This window comes from Pseudomonas sp. LBUM1648 (assembly GCF_059716145.1).
On sequence record NZ_CP166808.1, the window covers coordinates 1,762,446 to 1,781,589 of the forward strand.

Consider the following 19,144-nt stretch of genomic DNA (forward strand, 5'->3'; position numbering starts at 1 on the left):
CGAGATTGAGTCATGGCAGAAGCAGTCGCCGATAACGTTCCGGCCAAGGCCACCCCGATAGACGGCAAACCGCCGCTGTTCGGCCTGTCCTTCCTGGAAAACCTCTCCGAGATGACCGTGCTGCGTCAGGTGGGCCTGTTGGTCGGCCTGGCTGCGAGCGTGGCGATTGGCTTTGCCGTGGTGCTGTGGTCGCAGCAGCCGGATTACCGTCCGTTGTACGGCAGCCTGGCCGGCATGGACGCCAAGCAGGTCATGGATACCCTGGCCTCCGCCGACATTCCTTACACCGTTGAACCGAACTCCGGCGCCTTGCTGGTCAAGGCCGATGACCTGTCCCGTGCGCGCCTCAAGCTCGCGGCCGCTGGTGTCACTCCCAGCGACGGTAACATCGGTTTTGAAATCCTCGACAAGGAACAAGGTCTGGGCACCAGCCAGTTCATGGAAGCGACCCGTTATCGTCGCGGCCTCGAAGGTGAACTGGCGCGCACCATTTCCAGCCTGAACAACGTCAAGGGTGCCCGCGTGCATCTGGCGATTCCGAAGAGTTCGGTGTTCGTGCGCGATGAACGCAAGCCAAGCGCTTCGGTGCTGGTCGAGTTGTACTCCGGTCGTTCGCTGGAGCCGGGTCAAGTGGTTGCCATCATTAACCTGGTGGCGACTTCTGTTCCTGAGCTGAGCAAATCGCAGATCACCGTCGTCGACCAGAAGGGCAACCTGCTCTCTGATCAGGCGGAAAACTCTGAAATGACCATGGCCGGCAAGCAGTTCGATTACAGCCGCCGCATGGAAAGCATGCTCACTCAGCGTGTGCACAATATTCTGCAACCGGTACTGGGTAATGATCGCTACAAGGCTGAAGTCTCGGCCGATGTCGATTTCAGTGCCGTCGAGTCCACTGCCGAGCAGTTCAACCCGGATCAACCGGCGTTGCGCAGCGAGCAGTCGGTCAACGAACAACGTACCGCCAGCAATGGCCCGCAAGGTGTGCCGGGTGCCCTGAGCAATCAGCCGCCATCGCCAGCCTCAGCACCGCAAACCACCGGTGGTGCTCAAGCCGCCGCCGGCATGATCCAGCCAGGTCAGCCATTGGTTGACGCCAATGGCCAGCAGATCATGGACCCGGCCACCGGTCAGCCGATGCTCGCGCCGTACCCGGCCGACAAGCGTCAACAATCCACCAAGAACTTCGAACTTGATCGTTCCATCAGCCACACCAAGCAGCAGCAGGGTCGCCTGAATCGTCTGTCGGTGTCGGTGGTGGTCGATGATCAGGTCAAGGTCAACGCGGCTAATGGTGAAACCACCCGCGCGCCGTGGACCGCCGACGAATTGGCGCGCTTCACTCGTCTGGTGCAGGACGCCGTCGGTTTCGACGCCAGCCGTGGCGACAGCGTCAGCGTGATCAACATGCCGTTCTCCGCCGAGCGCGGTGAAGTGATTGCCGATATTCCGTTCTACTCCCAGCCATGGTTCTGGGACATCGTCAAACAGGTGCTGGGTGTGTTGTTCATCCTGGTGCTGGTGTTTGGTGTGCTGCGTCCGGTGCTCAACAACATCACCGGCGGTGGCAAAGGCAAGGAGCTGGCCGGTCTGGGCAGCGACGTGGAACTCGGTGGCATGGGCGGCCTGGACGGCGAACTTTCCAACGACCGCGTGAGCCTCGGTGGTCCGCAGAGCATTCTGTTGCCGAGCCCGAGCGAGGGTTATGACGCGCAGCTGAATGCAATCAAGAGTCTGGTGGCAGAAGACCCGGGTCGTGTGGCTCAGGTCGTGAAAGAGTGGATTAACGCAGATGAGTGATAACCGAGCCGCCGTCGCCAAACTGACCCGGGTTGATAAAGCCGCAATTCTGCTGCTGTCCCTGGGGTCGACCGATGCTGCGCAAGTGCTGCGCCACATGGGCCCGAAAGAGGTTCAGCGTGTAGGTGTGGCCATGGCGCAGATGGGCAACGTCCATCGCGAGCAGGTCGAACAGGTCATGAGCGAGTTCGTCGACATCGTCGGCGACCAGACCAGCCTGGGCGTCGGTTCCGACGACTACGTGCGCAAAATGCTCACGCAGGCGCTGGGTGAAGACAAGGCCAACGGCCTGATCGACCGCATCCTGCTCGGTGGCAACACCAGCGGCCTCGACAGCCTGAAATGGATGGAGCCGCGGGCGGTTGCCGACGTGATCCGTTATGAACACCCGCAGATCCAGGCCATCGTGGTTGCCTACCTCGACCCGGATCAGGCTGGTGAAGTGCTCGGCAACTTTGACCACAAGGTGCGCCTGGACATCATCCTGCGCGTCTCGTCGTTGAACACCGTGCAGCCAGCGGCATTGAAAGAACTCAACCAGATTCTCGAGAAGCAGTTCTCCGGCAACTCGAATGCCTCGCGCACCACCCTGGGTGGCATCAAGCGTGCGGCAGACATCATGAACTTCCTCGACAGTTCGATCGAAGGCCAGCTCATGGACTCGATCCGCGAAGTCGACGAAGACCTGTCCGGTCAGATCGAAGACCTCATGTTCGTGTTCAACAACCTGGCCGATGTCGACGACCGCGGTATTCAGGCGCTGTTGCGCGAAGTGTCTTCCGACGTGTTGGTACTGGCCCTCAAGGGTTCGGACGAAGGCGTCAAAGAGAAGATCTTCAAGAACATGTCCAAGCGTGCCGCCGAACTGTTGCGCGACGACCTCGAGGCCAAGGGCCCGGTACGCGTCAGCGACGTGGAAACCGCACAGAAAGAAATCCTCACCATTGCCCGTCGCATGGCCGAAGCCGGCGAGATCGTGCTCGGTGGCAAGGGCGGCGAGGAAATGATCTAAGCCCATGGATAAGCACGATGACGATGTGACGGATCTGATCCGTGCCCGCGATGTCCGTGGTTTCGAATCCTGGGCGCTGCCCAGCTTCGATCCGCCGAAACCGGAACCCGAGCCGGAACCGGAGCCTGAACCGCCGGAAATGGAAGAAGTGCCGCTGGAAGAAGTCCAGCCACTGACCCTGGAAGAACTCGAAAGCATCCGTCAGGAGGCTTACAATGAGGGCTTCGCCGTCGGCGAAAAAGAAGGTTTTCACAGTGCCACGCTCAAGGTGCGTCAAGAAGCCGAAGTGGCCCTGGCGGCGAAACTCGCCAGCCTTGAGCAGTTGATGGGGCATCTGTTCGAACCCATCGCCGAGCAAGATACCCAGATCGAAAAGTCGCTGGTTGACCTCGTGCAACACATCACCAAACAGGTGATCAAGCGCGAGTTGGCCATCGACTCCAGTCAGATCGAACACGTCATGCGCGACGCCCTCAAGCTGTTGCCGCTGGGCGTCGACAATGTGCGTTTGTACGTCAATCCACAGGACTTCGAACAGGCCAAAGCCCTGCGCGAACGTCATGAGGAAACCTGGCGCATCGTCGAAGACGAGTCGCTGATGCCGGGCGGTTGCCGGGTTGAAACCGCGCACAGCCGCATCGACGCGAGCATTGAAACCCGCGTCACTCAGGTCATGGACAAGCTGTTCGATCAGTTGCACGAACAGGCCCTGCACCCGGCTGCAGCGGATCTGAGCCTGGATATCCCCGAAGAATCAAAATCGGCGGCCATCCCTGACGAGCCGCTCGCGGACGAACCCGATGCGCCTTGAACGCACCAGTTTCGCCAAGCGCCTCAGCACGTATGCCGAAGCCACCGAAATGGCTGGCGCGCCGATTCTTGAAGGTCGCCTGCTGCGCATGGTCGGCCTCACTCTCGAAGCCGAAGGCTTGCGCGCAGCCATGGGCACGCGCTGCCTGGTGATCAACGACGACAGCTATCACCCCTCGCAGGTGGAAGCGGAAGTCATGGGCTTCTCGGGCAGTAAAGTCTTTCTGATGCCGGTCGGCAGCGTCGCCGGTATTGCCCCGGGCGCCCGCGTAGTGCCGTTGGCCGACACCGGTCGCCTGCCGATGGGCATGAGCATGCTCGGTCGTGTACTCGATGGCGCCGGTCGCGCGCTGGACGGCAAGGGCGGCATGAAAGCCGAAGACTGGGTGCCGATGGACGGCCCGACAATCAACCCGCTCAACCGTGATCCGATCAGCGTGCCGCTGGACGTCGGCATCCGTTGCATCAACGGTTTGTTGACCGTCGGGCGTGGCCAGCGTCTCGGTCTGTTCGCCGGTACCGGTGTCGGTAAATCCGTGCTGCTGGGCATGATGACTCGCTTTACCGAGGCCGACATTATCGTCGTGGGTCTGATCGGTGAGCGAGGTCGAGAAGTCAAGGAATTCATCGAGCACATCCTCGGTGAAGAAGGCCTCAAGCGTTCCGTCGTCGTTGCCTCGCCGGCGGACGATGCGCCGCTGATGCGTCTGCGCGCGGCGATGTACTGCACGCGCATCGCCGAGTATTTTCGCGACAAGGGCAAGAACGTCCTGTTACTGATGGATTCGTTGACCCGTTTCGCCCAGGCCCAGCGGGAAATCGCTTTGGCCATCGGCGAACCACCGGCGACCAAGGGTTATCCGCCGTCGGTGTTCGCCAAACTGCCGAAACTGGTGGAGCGCGCCGGTAATGCCGAGAAGGGCGGCGGTTCGATCACCGCGTTCTACACCGTGCTGTCCGAGGGTGACGATCAGCAGGACCCGATCGCCGACTCGGCGCGGGGCGTGCTTGACGGTCACATCGTGCTGTCGCGGCGTCTGGCCGAGGAAGGGCACTATCCGGCCATCGATATCGAAGCGTCGATCAGCCGGGTGATGCCGGCCGTGGTGGGCATCAAGCACATGAACCATGCGCAGATGTTCAAGCAGTACTGGTCGCGCTATCAGCAGAGTCGCGACCTGATCAGCGTCGGTGCTTATGTGGCCGGTGGTGACCGGGAAACCGACACCGCGATTCAGCTGCAACCGACGATGTCGATGTACCTGCGTCAGGGCTTGAACGACAACATCAACATGGGCGCCAGTGCAAATCAGCTGGCCTCGATCTTTGCTCCGGCTCCTGGCGGCTAACTCGCCATGGCCCAGAGTCGAGCCGCGCGTCTGGTGCCGGTGGTGGACATGGCCGAGAAGGCCGAAAAAGCCGCCGTGCAACGCCTCGGGTATTTCCAGGGGCAGGTCAAAGTGGCCGAAAGCAAACTCGCTGACTTGCACGCCTTTCGTCTGGATTATTCGCAGCAGTGGATCGTGCGCGGCAGCACCGGCGTCAGCGGGCAATGGCTGCTCGGCTTTCAGGGCTTTCTGGCGCAACTCGACACCGCCGTCGATCAGCAACGCCAAAGCCTGGTCTGGCACCAGAACAACCTGGACAAGGCGCGGGAGGCTTGGCAGCAAGCGTTCGCTCGTGTCGAGGGGTTGCGCAAACTGGTCCAGCGCTATCGCGACGAGGCTCAGCGCCTCGAAGACAAGCGCGAGCAGAAATTACTGGATGAGTTGTCTCAGCGTTTACCTCGACACGATCCGTTTTGATCTGGCTTCCAACCTTGCCCCAACCCTGTCCAAGTGCTAAACCTTGTACACGTTCGCCAATGACAAGGAAGCCAGTCAATGTCAGTCGTTACAGAAGTCTCTTCGGGTGGGAAAAAACTGACTATCTCGGTCAAGGGCCGATTCGATTTCGCCAAGCATCAGGAGTTTCGGCAGTCCTACGAGGGTGTAAAGCCGAAACCCGAGTCTTTTGAAGTGAATTTGAAAGACGCCACTTACCTCGACAGTTCCGCGCTCGGCATGCTGTTGTTGTTGCGTGACCATGCGGGCGGCGAAAATGCCGAAATCACCTTGACCCACGCGAATGCCGACGTACGCAAGATACTTGCGATCTCGAACTTCGAACAAATCTTCGACGTGGCATAAACGCAATGCAGGCTGATGCCGAGCCGCTGACGATCCTGATCGCCGAAGACAGCGCCGCCGACCGGCTGCTGCTCTCAACCATTGTCCGTCGTCAGGGCCATGAAGTCCTGACGGCGGCCAATGGTGCCGAGGCCGTCGACGTCTTCCGCCGCCAGCAACCCCACCTTGTCCTGATGGACGCGATGATGCCGGTGATGGACGGCTTCGAAGCGGCCCAGCAGATCAAGTCGCTGGCAGGGGAAACGCTGGTGCCGATCATCTTCCTTACCTCGCTCACTGAAAGCGAGGCGCTGGCCCGTTGTCTTGAGGCCGGTGGCGACGACTTTCTGGCGAAGCCCTACAACCAAGTGATCCTTGCCGCCAAAATCAAGGCGATGGATCGCTTGCGCCGCTTGCAGGCGACTGTGCTGCAGCAGCGCGATCTGATCGCCAAACATCACGATTACCTGCTGAACGAACAACGCGTCGCCAAAGCCGTGTTCGACAAGGTCGCGCATTCCGGCTGTCTGAGCGCGCCGAATATTCGCTATCTGCAATCGCCCTATGCGCTGTTCAACGGTGATCTGCTGCTGGCGGCGTACACGCCGGCGGGGGACATGCATGTACTGCTCGGCGATTTCACCGGTCATGGCTTGCCGGCTGCGGTCGGGGCGATGCCGCTGGCCGAAGTGTTCTACGGCATGACGGCCAAGGGCTACGGTCTGGCCGAAACGCTGCGCGAGATGAACGCCAAGCTCAAGCGCATCTTGCCGGTGGACATGTTTTGCTGCGCAACCCTGTTGTGCCTGAGTTCCCAAAGACGTTCGGTCGAGGTGTGGAACGGCGGCATGCCTGACGGCTATCTGCATCGGATCGCCAGCGGTGAGCGCGTACCGTTGGCGGCGCGGCATCTGCCGTTGGGTGTGTTGAGTCCGCAGGCATTCGATGACTGTACCCAGGTCTACTCGATGGCCGTCGGTGATCGGGTCTTTCTGTTGTCCGACGGAGTGATCGACACCAGCAATGCCAGTGATCAACTGTTCGGCGTTGAACGCTTGCAGCGGGTATTTGCCGCCAATCGCGAGCCGGATTGCCTGTTCGAGGACATCGAGCAGGCGCTGCGCAATTTTCGTGGCGAGGCGCGCGACGATGTGAGCATGGTCGAGGTGAGCCTGCTGGAGCCGACGCAGGTCAATCCGACAGTCCCGGTCTATTCCGACAGCGGCCAGTCGTGCCCGCTGGACTGGTCGGTGAGCTTTGAGTTTCGTGGTGCTACGCTCAAGCGTTTCAATCCGTTGCCGTACCTGTTGCAGTTGCTCCAGGAGGTGCATGGGTTGCGTGCGCAAAGCGGCGCGTTGTACAGCGTGCTCGCCGAGTTGTATTCCAATGCGCTGGAGCACGGCGTGTTGGGGCTCGACTCCAGCCTCAAGCGCGATGCTGTGGGATTCGCCCGCTACTATGAGCAGCGCAACACCCGTCTGGAGGCCTTGCAGGACGGCTATGTGCGCGTACATTTGCAGGTAAAGCCACAGGGCGAGGGCGGCTGTCTGGTCATTCGAGTCGACGACAGCGGCAAAGGCTTCGACGTGGCGCGGGTGATGGAGCGGCCACTGGACGGTGTCCGTTTGTCGGGGCGTGGGGTCAGTCTGGTTCGGCAATTGGGGCGTAACGCCAGTTGGTCGGACGAAGGTCGCAGTGCCCACGTAGAGTTTTTCTGGGAGGTTGAGGCATAATTCGCGCAATTCTTGATCAAGGAGTGAGCAAGTGACTGACGAACATGTAGATCGCGAAACGCTGAGCGCATTGCGCGACGTCATGGAGGATAGTTATCCGGAATTGCTGGATACCTTTCTGACGGATTCCAAAACGCGCTTGGGCGAACTTAAAAATACCGTCGATGCAAAGGCGTTGTCCGACGTTGCCCACAGTTTCAAAGGCAGCGCCAGCAACATGGGAGCCATTCGACTGGCTGAGTTGTGCCATGAACTCGAAGCCCAGGCCAGGCATAAAAGTCCGTCGGAAATTGCCCTGATGGTCGCCGACATCTGCGGCGAGTTTGAGCAGGTTCGTCCTGTCTACGAAGACGAGCAACAGCACTCTCACACCCACTGACTCGCGCCGTCCGGCGCTTTTCTCAGTCGCCGGGCAAAACTGGCCCGGCACTTGCAATTAACTTCGCCAACTGTACCTACGATCCCAGTGCAGCGGAGACCGTTTCATGCCTGCGACCCCTAACATTCTTCTTCAGACCGCCGCTCAGGCCAAGGCGCAAGCCGCCTCGACCAAAACGTCGGCAATGGCCGCAGACGCCGGGGACAAGGCCTCAAGCTTCGCTCAGGTGTTTGCCGATCAAGGGCCGGGCAAGTCTGCGGTGACGGCAGACAGTCCTTTGAAATCGGCGCGCGACAAGGTCGCCGACAACAGCGCCAAGAAAGATGTCGGCAAGGATCAACCGGCCAATACGCAGCCAGCAGTTGCCGATAGCGGCAATGCCTTGCCTGCCGACAAGCCGGCATCGACCGACGACAAGACCGCCACCAGCGACGATACCGCTGATACGGCAGAGACCCCGGTGGCCGATGCCGCTCCGGTCGAGCCGACGCTGGAACCGGCGTTGGCAGAAGTCGTTCAGCCGGTGGTGACCACGCCGGTCGTGGCGGCCCCGGTTGTCGAAACGGCTGCCGAGCCAAAAACCGAAACTCCCGCGCTGGCCGTGTTGCCGAGTGTGACCAAAGAGCCTGCGGCCACGACCGACAGCAATTTCGATCCTTCGGCCGATCCCCTCGATGCTTTGCCTGCCGTGCGCATGGCCATGGAGCAGGGTGGCCACATTTCCGCCGCCAGTCAGGCTCAGCCAAAAGCTTCACCCGCCCAGACCCAGGCCGATGGCGAATTGACCTCGGCACAGAACTTCGCTGCTGGCATGGCGAGCATGCTCGACGTGCAGGCCGACAAGGACAGCACCAGTCAGGGTGGCGAGAAAGCTTTCAGCGGATTGATCGATGACGGTCTGAAAGACTTGAAATCCGCCACCAGTGACACCCGCGTTGATGACTTCGCCAACCGTCTGGCGGCGCTGACTCAAGCCGCGACGCCGAAGACCGCGAACGCTGTGCCGGTGAATCAGCCGATCGCCATGAATCAAAGCGGCTGGACAGAGGAAGTGGTCAACCGCGTCATGTATCTGTCGAGTACCAGTCTGAAAGCGGCTGACATTCAGTTGCAGCCGGCCGAGTTGGGGCGTCTGGATATTCGCGTGAACATGGTTCCGGACCAGCAGACTCAGGTGACGTTCATGAGCGCGCATCCAAGCGTGCGTGAAGCGCTCGACAGCCAGATGCATCGCCTGCGTGACATGTTCACCCAGCAAGGCATGGGTCAGGTTGACGTCAATGTCTCTGACCAGAACCGTGGCTGGCAGGGTCAGCAAGGGCAGGAGCAGGCGCAGCAGGGGCAGGGTGGACGCACCAGCGCTGCGGGTGGTCGACTGGATTCGACGGATGAAGAGTTGGAGCCTGCCAGCGTGGCTGAAGCTGCCGCGCAGACCACCAGCGTGATCGGCACCAGCGCCGTCGACTATTACGCCTGATCAAACGCATAACCCTTGTGGGAGCGAGCCTGCTCGCGATAGCGGTGTAACAATCGACATAAATGTTGAATGTTAAATCGTATTCGCGAGCAGGCTCGCTCCCACACTGTTTTGTGATGCTCTCCCAATGTGCTCCGACACTTCTGGCATAACACTTGCTCTTGCCTTGCCGTGCGACTGTGAAAACCCGAATAGTGACGGATTATTGGCATGGCGAAGAGCGAAACAGCAGCAGTAAAAGACCCCGCGACCAAAGGCAAACTCAAGCTGATCATCGTGATCGTGCTGGCGTTGCTGTTGGCCATTGGCGCATCCGTGGGGGCGACCTGGTTCTTCATGCACAGTGCCCAGAGCAAGCCTGCCGAGGCCGCAGATGCTACGCCGGTCGGCAAGCAGCCGGCGATTTTCGAACCGATGGCACCGGCATTCGTCGCCAACTACAACCAGAACGGCCGTCAGCGCTACATGCAGGTGAGCATCACCATGCTGGCGCGTAACCAGGCTGATCTGGAAGCGCTCAAAGTGCACATGCCGGTGATCCGCAACAATCTGGTGATGCTCTTCTCCGGTCAGGATTTCGCCACTTTGGCGACACCGGTCGGGCAAGAGATGTTGCGCCAGAAGGCTACAGCGAGCGTGCAGGAAGTGGCGCAGAAAGAGCTGGGCAAAGTGGTGATCGAACAGTTGCTTTTCACTAATTTCGTACTGCAGTAGGAACACGACATGGCCGTGCAGGATCTGCTGTCCCAGGATGAAATCGACGCGCTGTTGCATGGCGTCGACGATGGTCTGGTACAGACCGATAACGCTGCCGAACCCGGCAGTGTCAAAAGCTACGACCTGACCAGCCAGGATCGCATCGTCCGTGGACGCATGCCGACTCTGGAAATGATCAACGAGCGTTTTGCCCGTTACACCCGCATCAGTATGTTCAACATGCTGCGCCGCTCGGCGGACGTTGCCGTCGGTGGCGTACAGGTAATGAAGTTCGGCGAATACGTACACTCGCTGTACGTGCCGACCAGTCTCAACCTGGTCAAGATCAAACCGTTGCGCGGCACCGCGCTGTTCATCCTCGACGCCAAACTGGTGTTCAAGCTGGTGGACAACTTCTTCGGCGGCGACGGCCGTCACGCCAAGATCGAAGGGCGTGAGTTCACCCCGACCGAACTTCGCGTAGTGCGCATGGTGCTGGAGCAGGCCTTCGTCGATTTGAAGGAAGCCTGGCAGGCGATCATGGAAGTCAATTTCGAGTACATCAACTCGGAAGTGAACCCGGCCATGGCCAACATCGTCGGCCCGAGCGAAGCCATTGTCGTGTCGACATTCCACATCGAACTCGATGGCGGTGGCGGCGATCTGCACGTGACCATGCCGTACTCGATGATCGAGCCGGTGCGCGAGATGCTCGACGCCGGTTTCCAGTCGGACCTCGACGATCAGGACGAGCGCTGGGTCAACGCCCTGCGTCAGGACGTGCTCGATGTCGACGTACCGATCGGTGCCACCGTGGCCCGCCGCCAGTTGAAACTGCGCGACATCCTGCACATGCAGCCGGGGGATGTGATCCCGGTCGAGATGCCGGAAGACATGATCATGCGCGCCAACGGCGTGCCGGCCTTCAAGGTCAAGATGGGCTCGCACAAAGGCAACCTCGCGTTGCAGGTGATCGAGCCGATCGAGCGTCGCTGAAGCGGCGCTCTTACCCCCACACATTTAGCTGAATTGTTGCCCGCCGAGGACAAATGATGAACGACGATATGAACGCCCAGGACGATCAGGCACTGGCCGATGAATGGGCTGCGGCCCTGGAAGAGACTGGTGACGGCCAGGCCGACATCGATGCGCTGCTGGCGGCCGACGCCGGTGCGTCGGGCTCCAACCGTCTGCCGATGGAAGAGTTCGGCAGCGTGCCGAAGAACAACGATCCGGTGACGCTGGACGGCCCGAACCTGGACGTGATCCTCGACATCCCGGTGTCCATCTCGATGGAAGTGGGCAGTACCGACATCAACATCCGCAACTTGCTGCAACTGAACCAGGGTTCGGTGATCGAGCTTGATCGCCTGGCCGGTGAGCCGCTGGACGTGCTGGTCAACGGCACGCTGATCGCTCACGGCGAAGTCGTAGTGGTCAACGAGAAGTTCGGCATCCGCCTGACCGACGTGATCAGCCCAAGCGAACGCATCAAGAAGCTGCGCTGAGTGAAAAGGTTTCTCTGGGTGCTGCTGGCGTTGCCTTTGGGCGTGCTGGCCGCCGAGCCGGTTGCCAGCGCCGGCGCGCCTGCCGCTACCGCGCCAATGGTCAGCAGCGGCGTGGCCGGGCAATTGACTCAGTTGGTGCTGGGCCTGCTGGTGGTGTTGGGCTTGATCTTCTTCCTCGCCTGGTTACTGCGCCGTGTGCAACAGGCAGGGCCGGCGGGCAAGGGGCAGGTGATCGAGCTGATCGGTTCCCGCGCGCTCGGTCCGCGTGACCGGTTGATGCTGGTTCAGGTCGGCAACGAGCAGATTCTGCTTGGCTTGAGCCCCGGCACCATCACCGCGCTGCATGTGCTGAAGGAACCGGTGCAAGTGCCGAGCACTACCGAGAAAGCGACCCCGGAATTTGCCCAGCATCTGCTGAAAATTCTCGGCAAGGATCAGAAGGATAAGAAGTAATGGGTGCGCTTCGCATCGTCTTGACGCTGGCCCTGCTGCTGGCTGCGCCGCTGGCATTGGCCGCCGATCCGCTGTCGATCCCGGCGATCACGCTGGGCACCAACGCCGATGGCGCGCAGGAGTATTCGGTCAGTCTGCAGATTCTGCTGATCATGACTGCGCTGAGTTTCATCCCGGCGTTCGTCATGCTGATGACCAGTTTTACCCGGATCATCATTGTCTTCTCGATCCTGCGTCAGGCCCTTGGCTTGCAGCAGACACCGTCCAACCAGATCCTCACCGGTATGGCGCTGTTTCTGACCCTGTTCATCATGGCGCCGGTGTTCGATCGGGTGAACAACGATGCCTTGCAGCCGTATCTGGCGGAAAAACTCACCGCTCAGCAAGCGGTGGAAAAGGCGCAGGTGCCGATCAAGGACTTCATGCTCGCCCAGACTCGCTCCAGCGATCTTGAGCTGTTCATGCGCCTGTCCAAGCGCACCGACATCGCCACGCCCGATCAGGCGCCGCTGACAATTCTGGTGCCGGCGTTTGTGACCTCTGAGCTCAAAACCGCCTTCCAGATCGGTTTCATGATCTTCATTCCGTTCCTGATCATCGACCTGGTCGTGGCCAGTGTGCTGATGGCCATGGGTATGATGATGCTCTCGCCGCTGATCATTTCCCTGCCGTTCAAGATCATGCTGTTCGTGCTGGTGGACGGCTGGGCCCTGATTATCGGTACGCTGGCCAGCAGTTTTGGAGGTGTCTCGCCATGACGCCGGAAGTCGCGGTCGACATCTTTCGCGAAGCGCTGTGGCTGACGACCATGATGGTCGCGGTGCTGGTGATTCCGAGTCTGCTGGTCGGTCTGCTGGTGGCGATGTTCCAGGCCGCGACGCAGATCAACGAACAGACCCTGAGCTTCCTCCCGCGTCTGCTGGTGATGCTGGTTACCCTGATCGTCGCCGGCCCGTGGCTGGTGCAGACCTTCATGGAATACATCATTCAGCTGTATCACAACATTCCGATGGTCATCGGCTAAGCCATGCAATCGCTGCTTCAGCTGACCGACACCCAGATCAGTACCTGGGTGGCGACGTTCATGTTGCCGCTGTTTCGTGTGGGCTCGGTGCTGATGGTCATGCCGGTGTTCGGCACGACGCTGGTGCCCAAGCGTATCCGTCTGTATTTCGCGTTGGCGATCACTGTGGTGATTGCGCCCAATCTGCCACCGATGCCACCGGTCAATGCGCTGGACCTGAGCGGGCTGCTGCTGATTGGCGAGCAGATCCTGATTGGCGCGGTGCTGGGGTTCTCCTTGCAGCTGTTCTTTCAGGCGTTCGTGGTGGCGGGGCAGATTGTCGCGATCCAGATGGGTATGGGCTTTGCCTCGATGGTCGACCCTACCAACGGTGTGTCGGTGGCGGTAATCGGGCAGTTCTTCACCATGCTGGTGACCTTGCTGTTCTTGTCGATGAACGGCCATCTGGTGGTGTTCGAAGTCCTCACGGAAAGCTTCACGACGTTGCCCGTTGGCAGCGGCTTCATGACGACACACTATTGGGAGCTCGCCGGCAAACTCGGCTGGGTGCTCGGCGCAGCATTATTGCTGGTGCTGCCGGCGATCACGGCGTTGCTGGTGGTCAACATCGCCTTTGGTGTGATGACCCGCGCGGCGCCGCAGTTGAATATCTTCTCCATCGGTTTTCCGCTGACCCTGGTGCTCGGCCTCTTCATCGTCTGGGTCGGCCTGGCGGACATTCTCAATCAGTATCAACCGCTGGCCACCGAGGCCTTGCAGTTTTTACGCGAACTGGCACAGGCGCGCTGAGTCATGGCTGAAAGCGAAAGCGGTCAGGACAAAACAGAAGACCCCACGGAGAAGCGCAAAAAGGACTCCCGCGAAAAGGGTGAGGTCGCGCGCTCCAAAGAGCTCAACACCCTGGCCGTGATGCTGGCCGGTGCCGGTGCTTTGCTGGTGTTTGGCGGCATGCTGGCGCAGGACTTGATGGATCTGATGCGCATGAACTTCTCGCTGCCGCGCGAAGTGATCATGGATCAGCGCTCCATGGGCACTTTTCTGATGCATTCCGGCAAGCTCGCGCTGGTGGCGATTCAGCCGATCATGATTACCCTGTTGCTGGCCGCGCTGTTGGGTCCGATTGCCTTGGGCGGTTGGTTGTTTTCCGCCGGCACCATGGCGCCCAAATTCAGCCGGATGAACCCCGGCGCGGGCCTCAAGCGCATGTTTTCGATGAAAGCCATCGTCGAGTTGCTGAAGGCGTTGGCCAAGTTTTTCATCGTGCTGGCCGTGGCGCTGGTGGTGTTGTCTGCGGACGTCGACGACTTGTTGCGTATCGCCCATGAGCCGCTGGATCAGGCCATCATTCACAGCGTGTTGCTGGTGGGTTGGAGCACTTTGTGGATGGCCTGCGGGTTGATCCTGATCGCGGCGGTCGACGTCCCGGTGCAGATCTGGGAGAGCATGAAAAAGCTCAAAATGACCAAGCAGGAAGTGCGTGACGAGCACAAGGATCAAGAGGGGCGGCCGGAGGTCAAACAGCGCATCCGCCAGACTCAGCGCGAAATGTCCCAGCGACGGATGATGGCGGCGATTCCCGATGCCGACGTGATCATCACCAACCCGACCCACTACGCGGTGGCACTCAAATACGACGCCGAGAAGGGTGGTGCGCCATTGCTGCTGGCCAAAGGTAGCGATTTCCTGGCGTTGAAGATTCGCGAAATCGCCGTGGCCAACAACGTCATGCTCCTCGAGTCGCCAGCGCTGGCGCGTTCGATCTACTACTCCACCGAACTTGATGAGGAAATCCCCGGTGGGCTGTACTTGGCGGTTGCCCAGGTCTTGGCCTACGTCTATCAGATCCGCCAACATCGCGCCGGCAAGGGCAAACGCCCGGATCCGCTCAAGGACGACCTGCCGATTCCGCCGGATCTGCGCCGCGACTCCTGATGCCGTTTGTCTGAAAACGGTGCATACCTGTCAACTCTGACAGGTGCGTTCGTTTTGTCTTTGCAGTTTTATGCAGGTTATACCGCGCACTTGGCGCGAGTACTCGGCACGCGCAAGGGAGCAAGACAATGAAAGGCACATTCAGTAGCTATGACCCAAAAACCGGCAAGGGCATCATTACGCCTAAGCGCTCCGGGACTTCTTTTGCGGCCGCTACAGGCTTCTTTTTGTCGGACGCAGGTTACGAGTTCCACATTCCAAAGACCGATTCAAATCGGGACAAGATCAAAGTGGGCGATCCTGTGGAATTCGACGAGCCGAAAACGGCGCGAGGAAAAGCCACAAATCTGCGTCTGGGCCCGGATCGCCCTCTGAAGTAGTCTGCGGCTGATTTCTGACGCCTTCCGTCTGTCTGAAAGGCCTGCATACCTGTTAGTTCTGACAGTAGACGCCGACCTCCGGTAGCGCTCCCATGTGTTTGGGAATAATCCCACAGCGCAGAGGGTGCACTCATGACACAGCGAATCTACAAAAAGCTTGAAGGAATGACACTGGAATATGTGTCAGGGCGGCTTGAACAGCGTCCCGAGGAGCGGGCCATTCGTTACACGGTGTCCTTCGATATGGATCTGGACTTCACCCACTTCGTGCAAATGGCCAATGTTTATATTCCGCGTTACCTGGATAGTCCGGTCAACGCGATTAGGCCTGAGCTGGACGGCCTGGCTTATCACTATTCCTACAACTACCTGTTTTCCTCGGCGGGCAATATTCGCGATAACGAGGCGTTGTTCAAACTGTTCACCTCGCCAGACAACTACATGGATGATTGGGCCGCCAGTAATGATCTGGAGGTGCGCTATGGCAAGCCAGTGTTTGGCCTTGTCGAGCGCAAACTGCGAATCACCGCGCACCAGGATTTCCGGTTGCTGGACGATTCACGTCAGATTGTAATCGAGGATTTGCCGATCATTCGTTTTCAATGGGCTCTCAATCTGCTGGAAGGCCATGCTGAGGAGCCGGGGGTGACGGCGCCAATAACCAAGGTCGTGCTCATGTATGCACATGAGGATCTGGTTGAGGTTGAAGGTCTGCAGATGTTCAGGGGGACGCGATACATCAATAGCCGGCAACTCAGCTTCGGTAATATTGCTCCCAGTCAGATTCTGACGGCGCAGTAACAAGCGCTTGAAGCAAAAGATCGCAGTCTTCGCCAGCGCCTACAGTTGAAATGAACTCCTGCAGGTGCTGGCGAAGGCTGCGATCTTTTGATCTTGCTTGTTAAAAACTCAAAGTTAAAAAAGATCATCGCCTTCGGCAGCTACAGTGTCGTTACCCGCGTTTGCTCCCGTTGTACTTCCCCGAGCGGGTTTATTGGCAGTTCGCGGACTTGACTCAAGTATCTACTCGGCAGGCAACCGCTGATTGGCCCTGGATGGTATGTGCAAAGGAATCTGCTCCGTCCTCCATGCGTATTACCCAAAAATGGTTCGTCTGTGGGTGGCCTTCATTGGTCCATGTGTTATTGGGGAGCCAGTTTGCAGCAGCAACAATGCCTCCTGGTTGCCCTTTGTAGGTGTTGTATACAGCACGCAGTTCAGCTCGATTGTTGGGCAGACCTCCCCCGGCGTTTATACAGGCTCGCTCTGCGTCGGGCTCAGTCATGAAATTACCAAGCCTGATGAACATCTTTAACCCTGTCGTGGTGAGTGTATAAGTGGCTTCATTGTTTTGATGATCTGTGACTTTCAGTGTTGTGGTCCCTCGCCCAGAGACGCGTACCTTGCCTGTGTTTGCGTCTATCAATGCGACGTTGGTGTTGCTGGAGCTGAAACGGTAGGGCTCGATTCCGCCGGTCGGCGTTCGCGTATAGGCAGCTTCGCCTACAGGGTTCAGCGGTGGAATACCCCGTACAACGCTATAGTTCGGGAGACTCAGCGTGAGTGCGGTTCCAAAGTTCAACTTGGCCAATACCTCGAACATTCGGGGGGCGGAGACCGCGCCAGATCCATAGATAGCTTCGGCGGTAATGCGGTGTGTTTCGACCTTCAGGTCACTGAGCTTCAAGGTCCAGATTCCGGTGTCTGGATCAGCCTCTGCCCGGTCTTTAAGCGTGATTCCGTCGTAAACATTGACCGCCTGACCTTTACTGGCCGTGCCTGTCACGATGACCGCCGTTTCCAGTGTCTTACCGTCAGGGGGAATCTCGTCTCCACTCGGCGAGCCGGTGATCATTGTGATCTCAGGCTTCACATCCTCAACGGCCTTGACGGTATAAATGCGTTTCTTGAAGATTAGCGCCAGACCAACGTCCTGACTTCCGCCAAGTCCGGCTTTGAACTCCAGTGTCAGTTCGCTACCGTCTTTCAGATTCTGCAAGGTGGCGAGGGGGATCGAGCGCTCCCAATAGCCTTGGCTGATCCAGGTAGTGTTGGTTTGCGAGCCCGGTGGTTGCCAAAACGTTTCGTCGTAGTTGTTGCCATCCTTTTTGGTGCCTGTCAGGCGCAGCCAGACGTACTGAGCCAGCGCAATCAGTGGCCAACGGTTCACTCGTACGGTTGCGGCAGTGGTCAGCTTGCTGACGTCGAACTCGGGGCCGGCACCATTGTTGGCCGCCTGGGTGATTAACGGTATGCCCATGGCGGGGTTTTCATCGGCAATCGGCAGCACACTCAGATCCAGCGGATCCGACGGTGTGCTATTGCCGGTCACGGTGTAGGCCACCTTCACCGTTTTACCAAGGTTGAACGCCACGACTGCGTTGTCCAGAGGGATGTTCAGATCCCCTTGCGTGCTCACATTGATGGGGCCGACGGTCTGGCTGCCCGAACCGGCGGTGCCGCTCCAGGTCACGGTGACCTGCGTGCCGATCATGTTGGGGTAGGCTGGAATCACGGCCGTCAGGGCGTCCTTGGCAGCGAGCGGCTCGAGGCTTGTATCGTTGGGGGCTTGCTTGATTTTTGGCTTCAACAATTTAATCGGGGCCGCACCCGTCACCGTGGCCTTCGCGGGTTTTGAGTTACCCACCAGATCACCGTTGGGGCGGCGCAGTTCGTAGGTCACCGTCACGATACTGCCAGCGAAGACCTTGTCGTTGGCCATTTCAAGGAACAAGGTTTTCTTGGAACCGAAAGGATCCGCTTCAACTTTGCCGGGGACAGTCACTACCACGTCGGCGGGTTGGCCTGTATTTTTCGCGGTGTAGGTGGCAAGGACATCGTCTCCGGCCACAAAACGGTTGTCCGCCGTTATCACAACCATCAGTAACGGATTACCGGCGAGTTTTTCCAGATCGATGATGCTCGCATCATCACCCGGAAAATCTTCCAGCCGTTCCAGCAGAATCGGCATCGGCAGCAGGACACCATCCAGATCCTCATCCACGGTCTGCGCCGGCGACCACGGTGCATCGGTGTCCGGGCCGTTACCGAGCTGGTCGGTGACGGTGTAGGAAAAATTCAGTTTGTGATCCAGCCGTTTCGCCTTGTCCAGGTAAGCGCGATCCACGGTGAAGCAGATGGTGATCGGCACTTCGGAGCCATGATCCGGTGGTTGCGGCGCCTGATTCGGATTGACATCGGCCGTCATCAGTTCGCCGTTGCATTTGAGGCTGATGCGGTCGTAAGCCCGGCAGTAGGGGTACGCCACACACACCTCTGCGCTGACGAAGTCCGGGGCGACGCCGTTCTTGATGGCGTCGGGCAGCAGCAATTTGAGTTCGGAGTGACCACCGGGATCGGTCAAGCGATCTTTGAGGCCGGGACGGATGCGGTTGTACAGCAATGTCAGCGCCGGCGTCGAAGTCCCCTTGTTCAGACTGCCGCGGGTGATGGTGTAAACGAGTTCATTGACAAGGTCTGTCAGCAGCAGGCCTATGGGCAGATACAACGTTTGAATGTTGTTCTCTCCGCCATCCGGAATGGTTTTTGTGGCCTCGGTGCTGGCGCCGTTCAGCACGAGCCGGATGACATCGCCGGCATCAACCGTACCCGACGCCGGCGGATCGACTGCGATTGTCAGGCCCATGGGTTTGAGGTCATAGACATGTTTGGGCACACCATAAATGGCGCCGACTACCGGGGTAGTGGCTTCAATTACTCGGGGTGGGCGGAGCACAAGAATGGTGTTGTCTGGTGGGGTTGAGGTGGTCAT

General features: G+C 59.2%; 20 protein-coding genes. 19 read left to right on the forward strand and 1 reads right to left on the reverse strand.

Annotated features, from left to right (window positions below):
• The first annotated feature begins 12 nt into the window (after positions 1 to 12).
• The 19 genes from fliF (at position 13) to ACA043_RS08145 (ending at position 16,173) form a co-directional block, all read left to right on the forward strand.
• Complete coding sequence (fliF, locus tag ACA043_RS08055; RefSeq protein WP_187677378.1) at positions 13 to 1,800, forward strand: flagellar basal-body MS-ring/collar protein FliF; 1,788 nt, start codon at positions 13 to 15, stop codon at positions 1,798 to 1,800.
• Positions 1,793 to 2,812, forward strand: coding sequence for a flagellar motor switch protein FliG (fliG, locus tag ACA043_RS08060; protein ID WP_095191139.1), 1,020 nt, complete (start codon positions 1,793 to 1,795; stop codon positions 2,810 to 2,812). Before fliF ends, fliG begins: the two co-directional genes overlap by 8 nt.
• 4 nt (positions 2,813 to 2,816) lie before the next feature.
• Positions 2,817 to 3,623: a flagellar assembly protein FliH gene (gene fliH / locus ACA043_RS08065; protein WP_187677379.1), complete on the forward strand. Its 807-nt coding sequence runs from the start codon at positions 2,817 to 2,819 to the stop codon at positions 3,621 to 3,623.
• A complete protein-coding gene (gene fliI / locus ACA043_RS08070; RefSeq protein WP_187677380.1) occupies positions 3,613 to 4,971 on the forward strand; it encodes a flagellar protein export ATPase FliI in 1,359 nt (452 codons plus the stop codon). The genes fliH and fliI overlap by 11 nt, the downstream gene beginning before the upstream one ends.
• Positions 4,972 to 4,977: 6 nt before the next feature.
• Complete coding sequence (gene fliJ, locus ACA043_RS08075) at positions 4,978 to 5,427, forward strand: flagellar export protein FliJ (protein WP_305442054.1); 450 nt, start codon at positions 4,978 to 4,980, stop codon at positions 5,425 to 5,427.
• Between the two features lie 78 nt (positions 5,428 to 5,505).
• Positions 5,506 to 5,811 carry an STAS domain-containing protein gene (locus ACA043_RS08080; RefSeq protein WP_489878513.1) on the forward strand — a complete coding sequence of 102 codons (306 nt, stop codon included), beginning with the start codon at positions 5,506 to 5,508 and terminating at the stop codon, positions 5,809 to 5,811.
• A 5-nt stretch (positions 5,812 to 5,816) separates the two neighbouring features.
• Positions 5,817 to 7,523: an ATP-binding SpoIIE family protein phosphatase gene (locus ACA043_RS08085; RefSeq protein ID WP_489878514.1), complete on the forward strand. Its 1,707-nt coding sequence runs from the start codon at positions 5,817 to 5,819 to the stop codon at positions 7,521 to 7,523.
• 31 nt (positions 7,524 to 7,554) lie between these two features.
• A complete protein-coding gene (locus tag ACA043_RS08090) occupies positions 7,555 to 7,902 on the forward strand; it encodes an Hpt domain-containing protein (RefSeq protein ID WP_187677384.1) in 348 nt (115 codons plus the stop codon).
• A gap of 106 nt (positions 7,903 to 8,008) precedes the next feature.
• Positions 8,009 to 9,379 (forward strand): flagellar hook-length control protein FliK, encoded by a 1,371-nt coding sequence (locus ACA043_RS08095; RefSeq protein ID WP_497658949.1) that lies wholly within the window; start codon positions 8,009 to 8,011, stop codon positions 9,377 to 9,379.
• A 210-nt stretch (positions 9,380 to 9,589) separates the two neighbouring features.
• Positions 9,590 to 10,093 carry a flagellar basal body-associated protein FliL gene (gene fliL / locus ACA043_RS08100; protein ID WP_150708269.1) on the forward strand — a complete coding sequence of 168 codons (504 nt, stop codon included), beginning with the start codon at positions 9,590 to 9,592 and terminating at the stop codon, positions 10,091 to 10,093.
• Positions 10,094 to 10,102: 9 nt separating this feature from the next.
• On the forward strand, positions 10,103 to 11,071 hold the full coding sequence (fliM, locus tag ACA043_RS08105; RefSeq protein ID WP_003222890.1) for a flagellar motor switch protein FliM: 969 nt from the start codon (positions 10,103 to 10,105) through the stop codon (positions 11,069 to 11,071).
• A 56-nt stretch (positions 11,072 to 11,127) separates the two neighbouring features.
• Positions 11,128 to 11,583: a flagellar motor switch protein FliN gene (gene fliN / locus ACA043_RS08110; RefSeq protein WP_123533702.1), complete on the forward strand. Its 456-nt coding sequence runs from the start codon at positions 11,128 to 11,130 to the stop codon at positions 11,581 to 11,583.
• Positions 11,584 to 12,036, forward strand: a complete 453-nt coding sequence (fliO, locus tag ACA043_RS08115) for a flagellar biosynthetic protein FliO (protein WP_497658950.1) — start codon at positions 11,584 to 11,586, stop codon at positions 12,034 to 12,036.
• The gene (gene fliP, locus ACA043_RS08120; RefSeq protein ID WP_497658951.1) at positions 12,036 to 12,794 is read left to right on the forward strand and encodes a flagellar type III secretion system pore protein FliP; all 759 of its coding nucleotides are present in this window, start codon (positions 12,036 to 12,038) and stop codon (positions 12,792 to 12,794) included. Before fliO ends, fliP begins: the two co-directional genes overlap by 1 nt.
• A complete protein-coding gene (gene fliQ / locus ACA043_RS08125; RefSeq protein WP_008077662.1) occupies positions 12,791 to 13,060 on the forward strand; it encodes a flagellar biosynthesis protein FliQ in 270 nt (89 codons plus the stop codon). Before fliP ends, fliQ begins: the two co-directional genes overlap by 4 nt.
• A 3-nt stretch (positions 13,061 to 13,063) precedes the next feature.
• On the forward strand, positions 13,064 to 13,849 hold the full coding sequence (gene fliR / locus ACA043_RS08130) for a flagellar biosynthetic protein FliR (RefSeq protein ID WP_489878519.1): 786 nt from the start codon (positions 13,064 to 13,066) through the stop codon (positions 13,847 to 13,849).
• 3 nt (positions 13,850 to 13,852) lie between these two features.
• Positions 13,853 to 14,992, forward strand: a complete 1,140-nt coding sequence (flhB, locus tag ACA043_RS08135; protein ID WP_305442064.1) for a flagellar biosynthesis protein FlhB — start codon at positions 13,853 to 13,855, stop codon at positions 14,990 to 14,992.
• Positions 14,993 to 15,120: 128 nt separating this feature from the next.
• Positions 15,121 to 15,372 (forward strand): hypothetical protein, encoded by a 252-nt coding sequence (locus ACA043_RS08140; protein WP_489878521.1) that lies wholly within the window; start codon positions 15,121 to 15,123, stop codon positions 15,370 to 15,372.
• A 132-nt stretch (positions 15,373 to 15,504) separates the two neighbouring features.
• Positions 15,505 to 16,173: a hypothetical protein gene (locus ACA043_RS08145; RefSeq protein ID WP_497658952.1), complete on the forward strand. Its 669-nt coding sequence runs from the start codon at positions 15,505 to 15,507 to the stop codon at positions 16,171 to 16,173.
• Positions 16,174 to 16,387: 214 nt separating this feature from the next.
• Here ACA043_RS08145 and ACA043_RS08150 read toward each other — a convergent pair whose 3' ends face one another.
• A complete protein-coding gene (locus ACA043_RS08150; RefSeq protein ID WP_497658953.1) occupies positions 16,388 to 19,144 on the reverse strand; it encodes an immunoglobulin-like domain-containing protein in 2,757 nt (918 codons plus the stop codon).